The organism is Chryseobacterium sp. Leaf404 (assembly GCF_001424145.1).
Lineage (GTDB): Bacteria > Bacteroidota > Bacteroidia > Flavobacteriales > Weeksellaceae > Chryseobacterium.
Genome location: NZ_LMQM01000001.1, coordinates 46,460 through 63,206 on the forward strand (window position 1 = coordinate 46,460; position 16,747 = coordinate 63,206).

General features: G+C 36.9%; 13 protein-coding genes and 1 tRNA gene. 2 read left to right on the forward strand and 12 right to left on the reverse strand.

Features of this window, described 5'->3' with window-relative positions:
- Nucleotides 1–90: 90 nt before the first annotated feature.
- From ASG31_RS00145 to greA, 12 genes are all read right to left on the reverse strand, one after another.
- Nucleotides 91–894, reverse strand: a complete 804-nt coding sequence (locus ASG31_RS00145; RefSeq protein ID WP_056026387.1) for a DUF4350 domain-containing protein — start codon at nucleotides 892–894, stop codon at nucleotides 91–93.
- Nucleotides 895–903: 9 nt separating this feature from the next.
- A complete protein-coding gene (locus ASG31_RS00150) occupies nucleotides 904–3,678 on the reverse strand; it encodes a glycosyl hydrolase (protein WP_056026390.1) in 2,775 nt (924 codons plus the stop codon).
- 260 nt (nucleotides 3,679–3,938) lie between these two features.
- Nucleotides 3,939–5,261 (reverse strand): rhamnogalacturonan acetylesterase, encoded by a 1,323-nt coding sequence (locus ASG31_RS00155; protein WP_056026393.1) that lies wholly within the window; start codon nucleotides 5,259–5,261, stop codon nucleotides 3,939–3,941.
- Nucleotide 5,262: 1 nt separating this feature from the next.
- Nucleotides 5,263–8,118, reverse strand: coding sequence for a glycoside hydrolase family 2 protein (locus ASG31_RS00160; RefSeq protein ID WP_056026396.1), 2,856 nt, complete (start codon nucleotides 8,116–8,118; stop codon nucleotides 5,263–5,265).
- Nucleotides 8,115–9,494: a glycoside hydrolase family 28 protein gene (locus ASG31_RS00165; RefSeq protein ID WP_056026399.1), complete on the reverse strand. Its 1,380-nt coding sequence runs from the start codon at nucleotides 9,492–9,494 to the stop codon at nucleotides 8,115–8,117. The genes ASG31_RS00160 and ASG31_RS00165 overlap by 4 nt, the downstream gene beginning before the upstream one ends.
- A gap of 162 nt (nucleotides 9,495–9,656) precedes the next feature.
- Nucleotides 9,657–9,730, reverse strand: a tRNA-Met gene (locus tag ASG31_RS00170).
- A 44-nt stretch (nucleotides 9,731–9,774) separates the two neighbouring features.
- Nucleotides 9,775–11,058 carry a peroxiredoxin family protein gene (locus tag ASG31_RS00175; protein WP_056026401.1) on the reverse strand — a complete coding sequence of 428 codons (1,284 nt, stop codon included), beginning with the start codon at nucleotides 11,056–11,058 and terminating at the stop codon, nucleotides 9,775–9,777.
- Between the two features lie 62 nt (nucleotides 11,059–11,120).
- Nucleotides 11,121–11,342, reverse strand: coding sequence for a hypothetical protein (locus tag ASG31_RS00180; protein WP_056026402.1), 222 nt, complete (start codon nucleotides 11,340–11,342; stop codon nucleotides 11,121–11,123).
- Nucleotides 11,343–11,348: 6 nt separating this feature from the next.
- A complete protein-coding gene (locus ASG31_RS00185) occupies nucleotides 11,349–13,346 on the reverse strand; it encodes a T9SS type A sorting domain-containing protein (protein WP_056026404.1) in 1,998 nt (665 codons plus the stop codon).
- 98 nt (nucleotides 13,347–13,444) lie between these two features.
- Nucleotides 13,445–14,611: an ATP-dependent Clp protease ATP-binding subunit ClpX gene (gene clpX / locus ASG31_RS00190; protein ID WP_056026406.1), complete on the reverse strand. Its 1,167-nt coding sequence runs from the start codon at nucleotides 14,609–14,611 to the stop codon at nucleotides 13,445–13,447.
- Between the two features lie 64 nt (nucleotides 14,612–14,675).
- Entirely contained in the window at nucleotides 14,676–15,065 is a 390-nt protein-coding gene (locus tag ASG31_RS00195; RefSeq protein ID WP_056026409.1) for an HIT family protein, read from the reverse strand.
- Between the two features lie 25 nt (nucleotides 15,066–15,090).
- A complete protein-coding gene (gene greA / locus ASG31_RS00200; RefSeq protein WP_056026414.1) occupies nucleotides 15,091–15,561 on the reverse strand; it encodes a transcription elongation factor GreA in 471 nt (156 codons plus the stop codon).
- Between the two features lie 108 nt (nucleotides 15,562–15,669).
- On the opposite strand from greA, the gene ASG31_RS00205 reads away from it, so the two are divergent.
- Nucleotides 15,670–16,122 carry a hypothetical protein gene (locus ASG31_RS00205; protein ID WP_056026416.1) on the forward strand — a complete coding sequence of 151 codons (453 nt, stop codon included), beginning with the start codon at nucleotides 15,670–15,672 and terminating at the stop codon, nucleotides 16,120–16,122.
- Entirely contained in the window at nucleotides 16,123–16,572 is a 450-nt protein-coding gene (gene dtd / locus ASG31_RS00210) for a D-aminoacyl-tRNA deacylase (RefSeq protein ID WP_056026419.1), read from the forward strand.
- The last annotated feature ends 175 nt before the right edge of the window (nucleotides 16,573–16,747 follow it).

Genomic DNA, 16,747 nt, shown 5'->3' on the forward strand with positions numbered 1-16,747 from the left:
CGCCTGCAAAAAAGATTGGGAGTGGAAGGCGGAAATAGCTGCCCAAATAAAATTTATCGAACCGTTTCAACCGATTGCACTTCACAAAAATTATTTCTTAGAAGTCTGCTTCAAAAGCCACTTTACCCACTCTTCAGTTCCCTGATAATTAGTAAAATCTGCGGGAAGTTTTTTGCCGTCGATGTACTCGTTGTAGCACCACGGGTCGCCTAATGCGAACACGGTTCCTTTGCCGATTTTTGCGATGGCTGCGATGTTTTTGCCTTCCGCAGAGAGCAAATCTTTCGCTGGACTTTTCACGGAAACCGTCGCCACTTCTTTCATATATAATTTCTGTTCGGAGAAAATTTCATTGCCTGCCGGAACCATCACTTTTCCCTGCTCAAATTCTCTTTTCTGAACGCGGTTGTAACTGTCTTCATTGAAGTGAATTCCGAATTCCTGTGCCAGTTTATTGAAATGTTCAAACTCAGAATTTCCTTTATCGTTGCTCATCAAAACCAAAACACCACCTTTTTTCACCCATTCTATCAGGTTTTTGATGCTGGTCGGGTTAATCAGATTGGCTTTTCCACCGTACGCTTCTTTGTCAATATCTGCATCGACGATGATGTAAATACTGGCGTTTTTTAAATCTTTTTTTGATGGAGCGGTCGTTAAAGTGCTGATTTCTGCACCCTGTTTTTGGAAAATTTCTCCCAGCAAAGAGAATCCACCGTTTGTGGTGTCATTCCACGTATAATGCCAAGATTCCAATGCTTTGGTTTCTTTGTTTTCTCGTTTTTCGTTATTGAAAAAGTTGTCTAAAATGACTTTCGGTTTCTGCTGAGCATTGGAAAAACTGAAGGTCAGCAAAGTTCCTAAAGCGATTGTTTTTATGATATTTTTAGTCATAACTAATTTTTATTTTGAATAATGAATTGGTATTAATTGAATTTCGCCATCCAGACCGGAAGGCTGAACTTTCCAGTTAGATGCGTCGAAAGGCTTGTAGTTAATGTTCACAAAGTTGATTTCGTGATAATTTCGCCATTCAATTTTATTTTGATCCATATAACGGATTCGGTTGGCCATCAGATTACTTACTTCAATCTGAATCGTATTTTTTCCTTTTTTAAGATATTTTCCGACGTTGATTTCAAACGGGTTGCTCCAGACAATTCCGGCTTCTTTTCCGTTAACAATCACGGTTGCACTTTCGTAGAGTTTATCGAGCTTCAAAAGATAATCGTCGGCTTTATTTTTCTTTAAATTGAAAGTCGTTGTGTAAACTCCGGTTCCTGAAAAGCTTTGCGTTTGAGCGTCTTCTGTAAAATTCGTCCAAGGCTGAAGCTTCGTTATTGTTCTTGATTTTGGAAGTTCAGGACCGCCTGCTTTGAAAGATAATTGCCAAGGTTGATTAAAAGCAAGTGGCGCGTCAGTTTTGTCAACATATTTCCATTTTGCAACAGAATTATCTGCAGTTTCAGAAACTTTTATAATTAAAGATTCCCCGGATTTCAACTGAACTTTCACTGAATTATTTTGAGTTTCGGCAATTCCATAATCTCCATTTTCAGGATTCATCATAGCGACCTGTTTCCCAACAAAATTCAGCGGAATATTCTGATTGATTTCCTCTGAAGTGTGGTTGACGATGTAATAATATTTTCCGCCATCAAATTTTCTTCTTACTAATTTCAATCCAGTGTCAGTCAGCTTTTCTCTTTCAATTTTTAAATATTCCAAACCTTTTTCAACATCCGAAGTGAGGATAATTTTCCCTTTTCCGAATGTCGCTGATTTCACATTTCCATTTTGCTGAAAAGGAATTGATTTCCACAAAGTCTGCAGTTCCGTTTTTCTTTTTTCGGCTTCAAAATATCCTGGAATATTTTTCGGTTCATTCTGAAATATAATGGATGCGCCGTTTTGAGCTAGATTCAGAATATTTTTTAAAGTAGATTCCGGCAAATAATTTAATTGAGGAATGATTAAAACTTTGTACGAACCGCCCTCTTTTGAAACCTGAATAGTTTGATTATCCGACTTCGCCTCACTAATCATTTTATCCGAAACCATATCCAGAGAATATCCGGATTTGCCCAATTTATCGAGATTTTTATAGAACTCTGTGGGTTGTAACCACTTCTCAATATTGTGAATTTTAAAAGCAACATCTTTCCCTTTCGGATTCGCCCACTGGTCGTAAATTGGCCAGTAAATCAATAGTTCGTTATCTGATTTACCGCTTTGCAACACACTTTGCGTACGTGCAACATAAGAGTTGAGCCCACTCAACTGTGGCCACAAACTGTTCTCGGGCACAAAATTGGTCGATGCATAAAACAGCCATCCCGGAAATTTTACATCCGCCGGCGTGTAGGTCGTTCCGTGGTAAAAAACGTGATTGATTCCCGACAAAAAAACCTGCTCCACTTCCGGTTTTGCCTGTGACCACGAGGTCTTGAAATGCTCTGTCAGCCACGTAAAAGTTTCATTCGAAATTAGCTTTTTGCCCATTACATTGGCTGCCGAAGAGGAAAACTTCAACATATTAATATCGGGAACATCCGATTTTTGAATGTCGGCGCTGTCTCTTTTTAAACCTAAAATATCGAACGGCGTACTTCCGAAAGTTTCAGATTCGGGAATATCGACCGCTGCATACAAATCCAGTAAATTCCCCGGCGAACCGTGTGCCTGATTGGTATTTTTAGAGTTTTTGGAATGTGCCCAGTTGGTGAAATCTTTGGTAAAACGATTTAAAATCAAGTCGCTCAACGTTTCTCTGTAATCCGATTTTATTCTTACTGCAATTTCGTTTTCCTCATTGCCCACCAAATATTTGATGTACGGACTTAAGTCATAGCCCCGTCTTTTTTGAAATTCTTCTTTAAAATCCGGCGTCCAGTCGGCATTGTAAACTTCATAACTGTCATTAAAAAAAGAACGTATTCCGTAGTTGGAATTTCCAAAAGCTTTATCGAAAGTTTTCAGATAATCTTTTGTTGCAGTGGGCGAAAAATGGTCTAAAGTATAGCCCTCGCCGCCTGGAGCCGCGCGTTTTACCTTCTGTAAAGTTTTACCAACAAAAACGGCGTAGATTGTCCACTTTCCTGACGTAGGTTTCCAGTTTAAAGTTCCGTCAGCATTGATTTTATCGGTTAAAACGACTGACTCATTTTTTTCATTGTAAGCGGTTACAATATCTAATTTTATGGTTTTTAAATTCTTCTGTTTTTCGTCTTTCAGAACAATTTTTTCTGAGAATTTTTCATTCGGTTGAATCTCGTATGTCTGCACAATCATTTTGGTCGCTGCATCATTTTCACTGACTTGCGGTCCGCCAATCGGCCAACCTGTTCCAACCGACATATCAACACCCATTTGTAAGCTTTTTGCTTTACTGGTCGTGAACTGCAGCATCTTCATCCATTCCGGAGAAAGATAATTGATGTAAGTATTTTCGAAACCTTTTGCACCGTAAATCGGAACAATTTCTACCCCTCCGAAACCAGCTTTATTTAGGGTTGTCAGTTGTTTGTCCAAACCTTTTTCGTCAACGGCACTTCCCATCCACCACCAGCGGGTCCACGGTTTTGCAGTTTCCGTTACTGTTGGCCACGGAGTTTGTGCGGAGAGATTTCCGAAGGCGAAATAGAGAATACTTATACTGACAATATTTTTAATTTTCATTTTTTACTGTTTAATTAACCACAAAAGTCACAAAAGATTTTGGACACATTAGTTATTTTTAAGTGAGTGATTCGGCTGTTTAGAAGAACACATTAGTTTTGAAAATCAAAGATTTTCTTCTAACTTACAACTTGCTTGTTCAAATTTCATCAAAATTATTTCCCCGACCCTAAAGGGAGTAATTTTCCTGAAATCTTCAAAAAAATTTTGCTCCCTTTAGGGTCGGGGCAAACAAAATTTCTTTGAAAATCTTTTGACAATTAATTCCCATCAGGTTTCAAAGATTCCATATAAATGCTTTTAGGCCAATGAAAATCTTCCACTGCATCGGGTTTGTTTGGGTCGAAACTTTTATATTTTTTTGAAATATATTTCTTCAAAGGTAAATTTTGGTCGACGATAGATTTAACGACACATTTCGCCAATTCGAAAGCTCCGTAAGTATTGAAGTGCGTATCATCTGCCAAAGCGGTTGGTTGATTAGGATAAGAATTAGCAGGATAATAAACGAACGCTTTCTTTGCCTTGTCCGGTCCCATTGCTTCGAATAATGTTTTGCTTAAGGCATTTAAATCAATTAAATCAACGTTATCCTCCTTCGCAATTTCCCGCATAGCATCCGGAAAATCATCTAATGTATTGACAATTTTATTGTTTCTATCAAAAACCCTGCGGTTCATTGATGTGACCAAAACCGGAGTTGCACCCAATTCTTTAGCTTTCGAAATCCATTCTTTTAATCTTTTTCTGTAACCGGATTTAGTGCTGTTTCCTGCTTTTTGGTCGTTGTGTCCAAACTGAATAAACAGATAATCGCCTTTCTTTATTTTATTCCAGATCTTATCGATTCGGTGGCGGTCTTCAAAAGCTTTGAGGGTTTCACCGCTTTCGGCGTAATTGGCAATCACGACTTCATTTGGAACAAAAAAATACGGCAACATCTGTCCCCACGACGCCCAAGGTTCGTACTGTGCATCTACAACCGTGGAATCTCCTGTCAGATAAATCGTTTTAGGCGCTTTATTAGGTTGAATAATTACCGAACAAACTTTCGGCGCTTTGTCATTAAATTCAATCGTCAACAGATTGTCCCAATGTAAATATTTTCTTTCTCTCGGTTTTAATTTTACAATGCCAATCTGAGTTCCGTCCTGATTTCGGATGATACTGTCTTTAACGTGAACCGTGATTAGTTTTTCGACGATTTCGCCTCGTTGTGTTTTGACATCATTCAGCATTAAACGGCGATTTTCGACACGAACAGTCGTTTCAGAACTTCCTTTTGTATCGCCTAAATTTAATTTAATATCATAATTTCCTTCAGGAATTACAACTGAAAAATAAAAAGGTTTGTCACTGGTTACAAAATCTCCTGTCAAAGCATTTCCTCCGTTGTCAACAGATTTTAAGCCAGAAATATCCATAAATCCATAGCCAATTTTCTTGTCAAATTTTGAGGTCGAATTAATTGGAATAAAACCATTTTCAACTCTGCTTCCACCAAAATCAAATTTGAAAGTGGTTTGCTGTGCAAATATCGTTGCGCAGAAAAGGACGGTTAAAAGTGAAATCCAATTCTTCATCTTAATCTGTTAAAATATTTTCTTTCGGCATTGTAAATTGCTTATTTTCATCACCCAAATCCGGCAGACCAAAATAAAGATATAAAGTTCTTTTAAACGTCCCGTTCAAATGATTCGGTTCACTTTCCGGGCCTAAAGTCGCAGTGTTATTATTAATATTAAACGCCAATGCAGTTCCCAAAGGCGGAATCGCATCCAAAAATGAAATATTTCCATTCGGCAATTTCGGATAACCTTCGGCACCGTAAATTCCGTAAAAATCAAAAAGTCTGACGAACATTTTTTCTTCTTTCGTTCCGACGGTGATTTTTCCTTCGGCTGTATTTAATTGCAACCAAGAAACATCGTCGAAATAGCCTTTAAATTCCGGATAAATCCAAGGTGAAAAACCTGTTCGGGTAGAGTTTTTTAGATTTTGCCAAACGTTGTAAGTCTGTCCTTGAGTTCTGTTTTTCCAAACGTGATAAGGCCCTTTACCCAACCATTTTGCGCCGATGACATAATTTTCAGGATAGTCAAAACTCACGCCCGCAAATTGATAATCTCCGGAAAGCGAATATTCGTAATTCAGTTCCAAAATTCCATTTGCGTTAAGTTTCCAAACCACTTTTTTTCCGTCTTTAAATGAGACTTCTATGATTTGATTTTTTCCTTCTCTAAGAGATTTTATCGAAGATAATTCCGTTTTTCCGTTCACGAAAACCGGTCCGTTTCGGAAGGTCATTTTTTTGCCTTTTTTATCTACAATAACAGACTTTAACAAACCATCTTTTTTCCCGAATGAAAATTCTTTTTCATCTGATTTTAAAATAAATAATGAATCATTTTCTATAACTGAAACCGGAAATTCTTTAATTAATGATGTCGAAAACTGTTTTGAAATTTCATCATTCGTTTTTATTTTCCAAGTCCAGGTGTAAATTTCTTTTCCGAAAGAATCGGTTGCGGTTAATAATAAACCTTCACTTTCTTTCCAGTTTTGAGGAAGATTTAATTTAATATTTCCTTTATCTGTTGGCTTAATATTCGGAGATTCTAGTTTTCCTGTTTTAACAACATCAAAACCAGACTCTGAAGAAAATGGCGTTTTGAATTTGACTAATTTCCATTCAAACTTGCATTCATTTAAATTCGTAAAATGATATCGGTTTTCAACAGGAATTGTTCCACTAAAATCATTCGGTAAGGTTTTCAAATCTATTTTTACGGGACTGTAAATTTCACGAATCGCATAAAAACTTCCTTCTTTTTCACGATGAGGACCCACCACTCCATCAGGCGCGTTAATCGCATTGACATCGATTTGATTGTTAAAATCGGTTCGCACCAAACCTTCATCCGCAAACGCCCAGAGAAAACCGCCTGCGCCTTTTTTGGAATTCCAGTGAAGTTCCCAATAATCGGCCAGAGAAGTTCCACCACCGCCGTCGTCCTGCGCGTGCAGAAACTCGGTCGGCATATAAATATTTTCTCCCTCAAGGATTTTTTTGGTGCTGTAATAATCTTCGTAATGATTGCAGTCGATGCCGTTGAAAGCATTTCCAGGCTTGTGATGTGCGTGAATTACGGGACGGTTTGACAAATCATATTTTCCATATTCTGCATCCAAATCAAAATTATGTCCGCCTTCATTACCGTTGCTCCAAAAAATGATGGAAGGATGATTCGCATCTCTCGTAACCATTTCTCTTACGAGCTTTTTGCCAACTTCCGTGCTGTATTTTTTTTGCCATCCCGCGAGCTCATCCAAAACATATAAACCTAACGAATCACAAATTTGAAGAAAGGATTTATTCGGTGGATAATGCGAACAACGAACGGCATTCATATTCATTTCCTTGATGAGCTGAACGTCCATCAAATCGATGTTTTTGTTGACCGCTCTTCCGGTTTCAGGCCACCAAACGTGTCGGTTGATGCCTTTCATTTTGATTTTGGTACCGTTGATGTAAATTCCGTCGCCTTTTCGCACATCAATTGTTCGGAAACCGAATTTTTCTTCGCTTTGAAAGATGTTTTTTCTATTTTTATTCAAACTGAATTTGGCTTTGTATAAATTGGGCGTTTCAGCTGTCCAGAGTTTTGGATTTTTGACGGAAAATTGCATCTGTTTTAAAGTATCTCCTTTTTGAATTGAAATCTGAGATTCTCCAACTAAATTATTTTTAACATCAAAAATTTCAACCGTCAAATTGTTGACAGAATTAATTCCTTTTAAATAAACATTCGAACGGAAACTTCCATCTGCTTTGGCATCGATGGATGTTGATGAAATATTTTCTTTTGGATTTGCTTCCAAATAAACTGGTCGGAAAATCCCGCCTAAAACCCAATAATCAGCCAGTCGTTCAGCATTGTTGACCGATTTATCAGCCGACATTTTGGAAACTTTGACTTCGAGAATATTTTCTTTTCCAAAAATTAATTTGTCGGAAATATCATACTTAAATTCATAAAAAGCACCTTGGTGAATTGCTCCGGCCAATTTTCCGTTGATTTTCACTTCGGTGTCGGTCATTGAACCTTCGAAAACGATGTTGACTGATTTTCCTTTCCAGGAATTTGGAACTGAAAATTTGTGTTTGTAAAGACCTACTTCATCATTAAACTTGAAATTTTTACCGTTGGTAACGTAATCCCGTCCGTAGTTGTATGAGCCAAATCCCTGCTGTTCCCATTGAGAAGGAACCTGAATTTTGTCCCAGCTTCCCGATTTCCTTCCGCCGGTTATCCAAAAATCCCATTCTTTGGTATGCTCAGAATCTGTCCCGCTCAGGAATTGGATTTCCTTAGATTGAGAATGCAGAAACTGTGAGCAAAAGCATAAAAGAACGAATATTTTGGAATAAAAACTCATTTAGCAGAAATATCAGAATCGTCTTTTTTGTCGTAAGATTGCGTGAGAGAAGCAACTTGCGTCACATTGATATTTTTTTGCTTTAAATTCTGAATGTTGTTCAGGTTTTGCATTTCAGGCTTCAGAGCTTTTATTTTAAAGTTTTCAAATGTGAAATCTTTTAAGTCGAATAAGTCAGATTTTTCAATAGAGAATGCCGTTTCGCAACTGATGTCGATATTTTTTATGGTGATATTGTTGGCCAATCCTTTTCCAGGTCTTTCTTCACCTTTTAAATCAAAAAACTGGTTCCAGCCTTTGACATAAATAAAGGTTTTTACATTTCCAGAGATGTTATCTACCGTTAGATATTCGTAGTGTTGAGGCGTGTCGGGACGCATTTTCAAATGTAATAATCTTGATGCATTGTTCACTTTAGAGTTACGAAGAATCACGTTGTAATTATGAATCGATTCGCTTCCACAAGTCAAAACGCTGTGGCAAAATCCGAAGCTGTTGTCTTCGATTAAGATGTTTCTGTTTTCACCGTTGTTCGGGTCTTTATCAGACTTTGGACCTTTGCCGCCTTTCAAAGCAATTGCGTCGTCGTTCACTGACATATAGCAATTTTTAATTAAGAAATTAGCACATGCATCGATATCAACTGCATCTGTACTTGGTGCTTTTACTGGTTCTTTCGGAGCTAAGATTGTCAGATTTAATAATTTTACAAAATCACTTTTATAATAATGTGTACTCCAGAAAGGTGAATTTTTAATGGTAATTCCTTCCACCTGCACGTTTTTAGAATTTGAAACGTAGATAATTCTCGGTCTCATTTCGTCCATATTGGTGCATTTAGGATTCCATTCTCTTCTTTTCCAAAATGATTTCCAGAAACGAAGTCCGTTTCCGTCCAAAGTTCCTTTACCAGAAATTGTGAAACCGTCTAATCCCTCAGCATTAATCAAAGCCGGAAAATATTTTACGGTTTGTCCTTCCATTCTTGTCAGTACTACAGGAAAGTCATTGATGTCGTCGCTTCCTTTTAATTTTGCTCCGTTTTCCAAATGCAAATGCGTTCCCTGTTTGAAGAAAACTGAACTGATGAGAAAAGTACCTTTCGGCACCACCACAACGCCGCCGCCATTTTTAGCTGCCAAATCAATCACAGCCTGAAGTTGTTTGGTCTGAAGAATCGTACTGTCGTTCTTCATTCCGTTGGCTGTAAGAATATATTTTTTACCTAATTTGTTGATGTCTGTGGGTTTGTTTTCTTTAAACCACTTGTCAATCCTGTTTCCGTCGGGCCATTTGTCCTGACTTTTCATTGTGGATGAAAGAAGGAAGACAAATACAAAGGAAAGAATATGGATATTTCTATTTTTAAAAATCATAATCGGTTTGCTGTAAATTTATATTTCTGAGCATTAAAGCTAGTAAATAAAAATATACATTTTGAGAGCATGAAGTATCCTGCTCTTTCATGTCAAAGGGAAACGTAAGATGATTTTAAAAATTGTAAAAAATAAAAAACCCCTTAATAAAAGGGGTTTTTGTAGCGAAGACGGGAATTGAACCCGTGACCTCAGGGTTATGAATCCTGCGCTCTAACCAACTGAGCTACCTCGCCGTTTTGGTGGTGCAAATATAGAAAATATTTACAAACCTCCAAAATTATTTTTGCTTTAAATATTCCAAAACATCACCTACGTGATCTGGCTTACTGATAATCTTGTTATTAGCATCCAAAATAAAATAAGTGGGTGTTGCATGAATATTATACTTTTCGCCATAACTGCTGTTCCAGCCTTTCAGTTCAGAATCATTGATCCATGGGAATGCTGCAATCTTCTTTGTATAAGCATCTTTATCTGTATCTAAAGAAAGACCGATAATTTCGATATTTTTTGACTTCATTTCCTGATATTTTGGCAACAGCTGTGGAAGTTCATTCTCGCAATGCGAACAGGTAGAAGACCAAAATACAATCACTTTTTTGTCTGCCTTCACATCTGCCAACGTTTTTGCTTTCGTATTTGTAGCCGAATTGAAATTGTGATTGGGAAAGACAGCACCCATCTCCACATTTGCATTGGTTTTTAATGTCGTTGCCAACCGGTCTGTGATGGTACATTTCAGATTCTTAGCCTGGGTAAGGTATTTAGTTTTAAATTCCTTCATATCGTAAGCATCAAAGATATCAATCAGTTCAGAAAGAACGGTTTGTCCTCTTGGCGTTTCTACCTTTAATGTTTCAAGAAGTTTATCTACTGAAGCTGTGACGTTGTTGTTCCCACCCACATTTAGATAAGAAACCAAAACCGGTCTTAATAAAGAAGATGTTTCCAGCATATCATTAGACTTATCTATGAAATTGATGATATCTTCCTGTTTGACGTTCTTAGAGTTTTCTGCAACTAAAAATTTATTATAGTTGGTATTGTAATAGCTGATGAAAGGATGCGTAGAAAAATCACCAACCGATTTACTGGTAAGCTTGGAAATTTCTGTATCCAGAGCTTTTCCGAAATCACTAGTCCCTTTGTAATATTCTTTAATCTGAATTAGAGCGGGTAAAATCATCTCCTGCTTCTGGGCACCTTCCTGAATAGAATTCATCAGTGAATTGGCTTCGTCGAGGTATATAATATTTTTCACCTTGTCACCATCTGTTTCAAGGCTGATCTCTACATTTTTATTTTCAGATATAAAATTGAAGTTGTTGTTGGTATTAGGTAAGAAGACTTTCATCATTCCCACGTAATTTTTAGGATATTTAAAAGTCCAGACGTTTTTCTTAGCCGTTTCTTTGGTGAAAACAATATCTTTTGAACCGTTTAATGTATAAAGAATTGCCTCCTGCTCTTTGAAATTTGCGGGTGCTTTAATCGTTACAGAAAATTGAGCACTCACATTACACGCTACAATAAATGCAGCTGATGCCATAATTTTTTTCATACTGTAAAATTAAAAAAACTCTCTGAAACAAATCAGAGAGTTTTGATATTTTAATATAATTTTTATATTTTTTGAGACTTGTATTTTTTTGCAAAAAACACAACCATCATTACTGCCACAGCCGCAAGTACGTAAACGTACATATCTACGGGGATGGATTGTTTTCCTGGAGTAGTTCCTCCTCCCCCACCTGTGCCGCATGTGGGACATTGTGGTGTTTGGGCTAAAATAAAATTAGACAATAAAACTAATGCTAAGAATATATATTTTGTAATAATTTTCATGGTAATTTATTTTACAATTTTTGATGTTACTTTTTCACCTTTATCAGAAACTACATTCACGAGATAACCAATTTTTACATCTTTGGCTAAATCTAAAACATAATCTCCTTTTGCGTCAACATCCTTTTTGGATAAAACTAATTTACCACTCAGGTCAAATACATCTATACTTGCCTTCTTCCACGAAGGATCAAATCTAACGAAATAATTATCAGAATCAGGATTATAAATTACTAGTGTTCTATTTTTCTTCTCATTTTCTACAGTAGTCAATGTACCAGAATTAGGCATTCCATAATACAAATCATATTCTACTCCGTTTTGGCTTCCTGGCTGCGTTGCAACAGTTGCACCTTGAACAGCTGGACTTACAGTCGCATCTGTACCTTTTTTGTAAAAGAAGCCTTCATTTGAGGAAAGCAAATGTGTTCCTGCCGGAATCTCAGCTGCATCTTCTCTAATTTCAAATTTGAAAGAAACTATACTTGGATTATAATTTACAAGTTTAATATTTTTTCCTTTGAAATTATTCTCATTAGCTTCGTTGATGTATAACCAATATGAAAAATAGTTTGGATCATAACCTCCTGTAGTTGGATTTTCTTCATAAGTTCCCAACGATTTGGAAGCTGTAACCTGTACTGTTGGATTAGACGTATGACCAGATATTGTATTAGGCGAAACAACATAATACGTACGATCCACTTCGTTACCGTTTGCATCAAGACCTATAACGCCCAATTGTTTAACTGTTCCCGACAATCCATTTTTAGCAGCTGTAACACTGTATGGAGTTCCAGGCTGTCTTCTGTGGTAATTAAATCTTCTTAAAGTTGCGAAATTTAATGCATCTGCTGATGTATTGCCTTTTAATTTAACTACAAAAGTACCCATTGGTCTTACCATGGCATAAGGAACATCACCAACTGCGACACCGCTCGAATCAAAAGTAATGAATTTAAAACTTGTTGACCCACCACCAGCAGCAGTTGAATACTGAACTCCCTGAACCTCTAGTCTTACACCATAGATATCAGTTAAGTTATTACCATCACCATTAGCTTCTGCAACAGCAATCTGCGACAAATCAAGATTCGTCATGTAAGGATTTCCGAATTGGTAGAAATTCCTTCCGAAGTTCCCTACCCACACTCCTGCAGATGAACTGAAGGAATCTTGTAGATATGTATTATAGAATTCGTTGTATTGATTTACAGCTGTACCGTTTGTACCAAAGGTTGCTATACTAGCACCTGCACCAGTTAATGTCTTAGATAAGGTTGGTGTTGTACCAACAACTGGTGTTGCAACGGGTCTTCCCACTAAAGTTCTTGTCTGATTCGTCACATCAAGACCTGACCCACCCACGATGAAATAAGCATAAGGATCTAAATCAACACCTAATCTTGTATTTAAACCGCCTGGTAAATTGTGTGAAACAACCTTGTTATTATCCCAGTACAAAATTTCGTTGCCAGAATATCTTGTATTATTGAATGTCTTACCCAAAGCAGTTGTGCCACTGAGAGAGGAGACAACTTTATCATAAAAAGGGAAACCCATCTGCTGGTAAGAACCATGTGCTGGCTGTCTGAATTCCTGATCAACAACACCTCTAACTGCTGTTTGAGGCAAACCGTCAATGTATAGCTGTCCATAAGTATATACAGGAGCTATCGTAGAAAACTCAGAGTTAACAGAGCCTACAGCACCAGGTTCATTAAGCTTGTTGACAAACGTTCCAGGAACACCGGCAGTAACCTCTGCTCCGGTTGTACCATCCAGATTTCTGAAAACATCAGAATTACCGTTTCCGGAAATCATAAAGTTACCATGATTTTCTATAACTCCAGCTCCTTTAGTTTGCAGACCCCCACCATTGTAGACGAGTGAGCCCTTACTTACATACATTTTAGCTGCATTGTCTACATGCATAAGTACCGTCTGCGCCTGAACAGAAAGACTTAAAGCCAAAATTCCAATAGTTAATAAATTTTTTTTCATTGTATATTATTTTATGTGTTAATACAATATTCAAATGCAAAGATAGAATAATTTTTATTTAAAAAAAATATTATCAGTGGTTTAAGGGAAATTTTATATTATGTTAATATGATTTCATCCTGCTCACCTACGCTGAACATGTAGTCTTCTAAAACCTTTTCTGTAGTACCCCGCAAACCTCTTGCTCCTAAACCTTTCTCCATCGTATCATCAACAATTTTCTCAATTGCTGCATCTGTAAACTCCAGTTTTGTGCCATCCATTTTGAACAGTTCTATAAACTGATTAACGATTGAATTTTTAGGTTCCTTCATAATCTGGATCATTGTTTCTTTGGTCAGTTTCTCCAGATAAGTAATAATAGGAAATCTGCCCAAAAGCTCAGGAATGAGACCAAAAGTACGCAGATCTATCGCGTTGATACTTCTTAAAATATATTCATCTTCATCCATTTTACTGATTTTGTCTGCACTGAAACCAATAGCCTGTTTATTCATTCTTCTTTCGATAATTTCTTTAATCCCATCAAAGGCACCACCGGCAATGAATAATATATTTTGAGTGTTTACCTGAATATATTTCTGATCAGGATGCTTTCTACCTCCCTGCGGCGGGACGTTTACAATACTGCCTTCCAGAAGTTTGAGCAGACCCTGCTGAACGCCTTCCCCTGAAACATCTCTTGTAATACTCGGATTGTCTGATTTTCTGGCAATTTTGTCTATTTCATCGATAAAAACAATTCCTTTTTCCGCCTTTTCAACATCATAATCTGCAACCATAAGCAGTCTTGAAAGAATACTTTCCACATCTTCACCTACATAACCGGCTTCAGTTAAAATTGTAGCATCAACGATACAGAAAGGAACATTTAATTCTTTAGCAATTGTTTTAGCCAAAAGCGTTTTACCCGTTCCTGTTTCGCCAATCATGATGATGTTTGACTTTTCGAGTTCTACCTCACGGTTTTCGGTCTGTGCATGGAGCAGTCTTTTGTAGTGATTGTAAACCGCGATGGCAAGCTGTTTTTTTGCCTGGTCCTGCCCTATTACATATTGATTCAGAAATTCTTTGATTTCTTTCGGCTTTTTTAAATCTTCCATACGCTCCGCCGGAGACAGTGCAGAGTCTGCAGATGAAGTATCTTTCACAATAGAATGTGCCTGCTCTATGCAGCTTTCACAGATAAAACCATTCTGTCCGGAAACCAGCATTTGTACTTCATTTCTTTTTCTTCCGCAGAAAGAACATTGGTTTGGATTCATTTTATATAGATATATTATGAAAGAAAATCGCAAAAAATTTCTTTTTTACGACTGTCTATATTATTTAAGAATTTATAATTGAATTTTGAATTTCTGTATATTCTTCAGATGAAAGTTTCAGTCTTTCGTTTTTGAAGTTCATATCTTCTACCTTATTTAATGGGATGAGATGGATATGGGCATGAGGAACTTCCAGCCCAACTACCGCCACGCCCACCCGTACGCAGGGAACTGCATTTTTCACCTTTCTGGCAATGTTCTGAGCAAATGCCCAGAGGTTTTTGTACTCCTCACTGTCCAGATCAAAAATCAGATCAACTTCCTTTTTCGGAATCACCAAAGTATGCCCTTTCACCAAAGGCATTGCATCAAGAAATGCGATAAAATTTTCATCTTCTGCAATCCTGTAAGCCGGAATTTCTCCGTTGATGATTTTTGTAAATATTGAGCTCATTTTTTTGAGTTTAATATATAATGGTTTAAAGAGAAATATCTAAAACCTTGAAAGAAAGTTTATTTCCATTTGGCAAAACGATTTCTGCTGTTTCACCAATCACTTTTCCTAATAATCCTTTGGCAATAGGTGTATTTACAGAGATTTTACCTGTTTTCAAGTCACTTTCATTGTCCGGAACCAGTTTAAAAACCTGCTCTTTTTTGGTATCGTTGTTCAAGAGTTTTACAGTGGTAAGAATAGAAACTTTTGAGGTATCCAGCTGAGTTTCGTCTATTACTTTAGAAGTGGTCACAATATCCTTCAGTTTAGAAATTCTCATTTCCAGCATTCCCTGTGCTTCTTTTGCAGCGTCATATTCTGCGTTTTCAGACAAATCTCCTTTATCTCTCGCTTCTGCAATCTGCTGAGTAATTTTCGGTCTTTCAATTTTTTCTAATTGCTCAAGCTCGGCTTTCATTTTATCCAATCCTTCCTTTGTTACATAGCTTGCCATAATTTTAAAATTTTGTTTTAGTATAAAAAAATAATCCGACATTTGTCGGACAATGTTTTAGCGTGTTAATCGTTATTCTTTTACAAATATATAAAAATTTCAATTCAAATGAAAAAAACTTTTTCGCTGATCATAATTTCAACAATTCTGATTTTCAGTAATTTAAGCCTAAATTCCTGCAGAAGTACCAATGATACGGTAAGTTGTTTTCCCAATGCTCCGGTGAATGTTTCTTTAAATCTTAACCTCCCTGCCTACTTCAATCTCACACAACCACAAGGATGGATTTATGTAAACGAACAGCAGTCTGGAACGCGCGGTCTGATCATTGTACGCGGCTCCGGAAACACATTTAAAGTATATGACAGAAATGCACCTCACCTATGCCCAGACACCAATACTACACTTGAAGTGAAAGACAATATCAGCATTATCTGTCCCAAAGATAATGCCACATGGATTTTATTGACAGGTAACCCCACCTCCGTTACTTCACTTCCTCCCAAAACTTATCTTTATAATTACGACGCTTCAACAAATGTCTTAAATATTTACTTTTGAATGAAAGCAGTTATCCAAAGAGTTTCTGAAGCGAGCGTAAAGGTTGATGGTAGAATTACAGGTGAAATTACAAAAGGACTTATGCTCCTCATCGGAATTGATGCAAGTGATGAAAAAGCAGATGCAGACTGGCTTATACAGAAGATTCTGAATCTAAGGGTGTTTGGAGATGAAAATGACAGACTCAATCTTTCTGTTCAGGATATTTCTGGTGAGATCCTCTGCATCAGTCAGTTTACTTTAATAGCGGACTATAAAAAAGGAAACCGGCCCTCCTTTATTAAAGCTGCAAAACCTGATAAGGCGATACCGCTGTTTGAATATTTTAAATCTGAAATTTCAAAATCGGGTTTAAAAACCCAAAGCGGAATTTTCGGAGCAAATATGAAGGTTTCCCTTATAAATGACGGCCCCGTCACCATTGTTATGGATACAATAACGAAAAGCTGAATCTCAAAGAAAATTTGAGATTTTTTTTGTCCTAATTTCCATCTAAAAATCACCATGTCTGGAGGTAACCATTGATAGTTACAAAAACACACTATTACAGATTATATATTAATAATGTGATATTATAATAAATAATGTAACATAATTGCATAATTTTTGATTTAGTTTTAATAAA

Excerpts from the sequence above, each read along its gene's own strand:
- ASG31_RS00145 (WP_056026387.1), bottom strand. The coding sequence starts at position 894 with ATGACTAAAAATATCATAAAAACAATCGCTTTAGGAACTTTGCTGACC.
- ASG31_RS00150 (WP_056026390.1), bottom strand. The coding sequence starts at position 3,678 with ATGAAAATTAAAAATATTGTCAGTATAAGTATTCTCTATTTCGCCTTC.
- ASG31_RS00155 (WP_056026393.1), bottom strand. The coding sequence starts at position 5,261 with ATGAAGAATTGGATTTCACTTTTAACCGTCCTTTTCTGCGCAACGATA.
- ASG31_RS00160 (WP_056026396.1), bottom strand. The coding sequence starts at position 8,118 with ATGAGTTTTTATTCCAAAATATTCGTTCTTTTATGCTTTTGCTCACAG.
- ASG31_RS00165 (WP_056026399.1), bottom strand. The coding sequence starts at position 9,494 with ATGATTTTTAAAAATAGAAATATCCATATTCTTTCCTTTGTATTTGTC.
- ASG31_RS00175 (WP_056026401.1), bottom strand. The coding sequence starts at position 11,058 with ATGAAAAAAATTATGGCATCAGCTGCATTTATTGTAGCGTGTAATGTG.
- ASG31_RS00180 (WP_056026402.1), bottom strand. The coding sequence starts at position 11,342 with ATGAAAATTATTACAAAATATATATTCTTAGCATTAGTTTTATTGTCT.
- ASG31_RS00185 (WP_056026404.1), bottom strand. The coding sequence starts at position 13,346 with ATGAAAAAAAATTTATTAACTATTGGAATTTTGGCTTTAAGTCTTTCT.
- clpX (WP_056026406.1), bottom strand. The coding sequence starts at position 14,611 with ATGAATCCAAACCAATGTTCTTTCTGCGGAAGAAAAAGAAATGAAGTA.
- ASG31_RS00195 (WP_056026409.1), bottom strand. The coding sequence starts at position 15,065 with ATGAGCTCAATATTTACAAAAATCATCAACGGAGAAATTCCGGCTTAC.
- greA (WP_056026414.1), bottom strand. The coding sequence starts at position 15,561 with ATGGCAAGCTATGTAACAAAGGAAGGATTGGATAAAATGAAAGCCGAG.
- ASG31_RS00205 (WP_056026416.1), top strand. The coding sequence starts at position 15,670 with ATGAAAAAAACTTTTTCGCTGATCATAATTTCAACAATTCTGATTTTC.
- dtd (WP_056026419.1), top strand. The coding sequence starts at position 16,123 with ATGAAAGCAGTTATCCAAAGAGTTTCTGAAGCGAGCGTAAAGGTTGAT.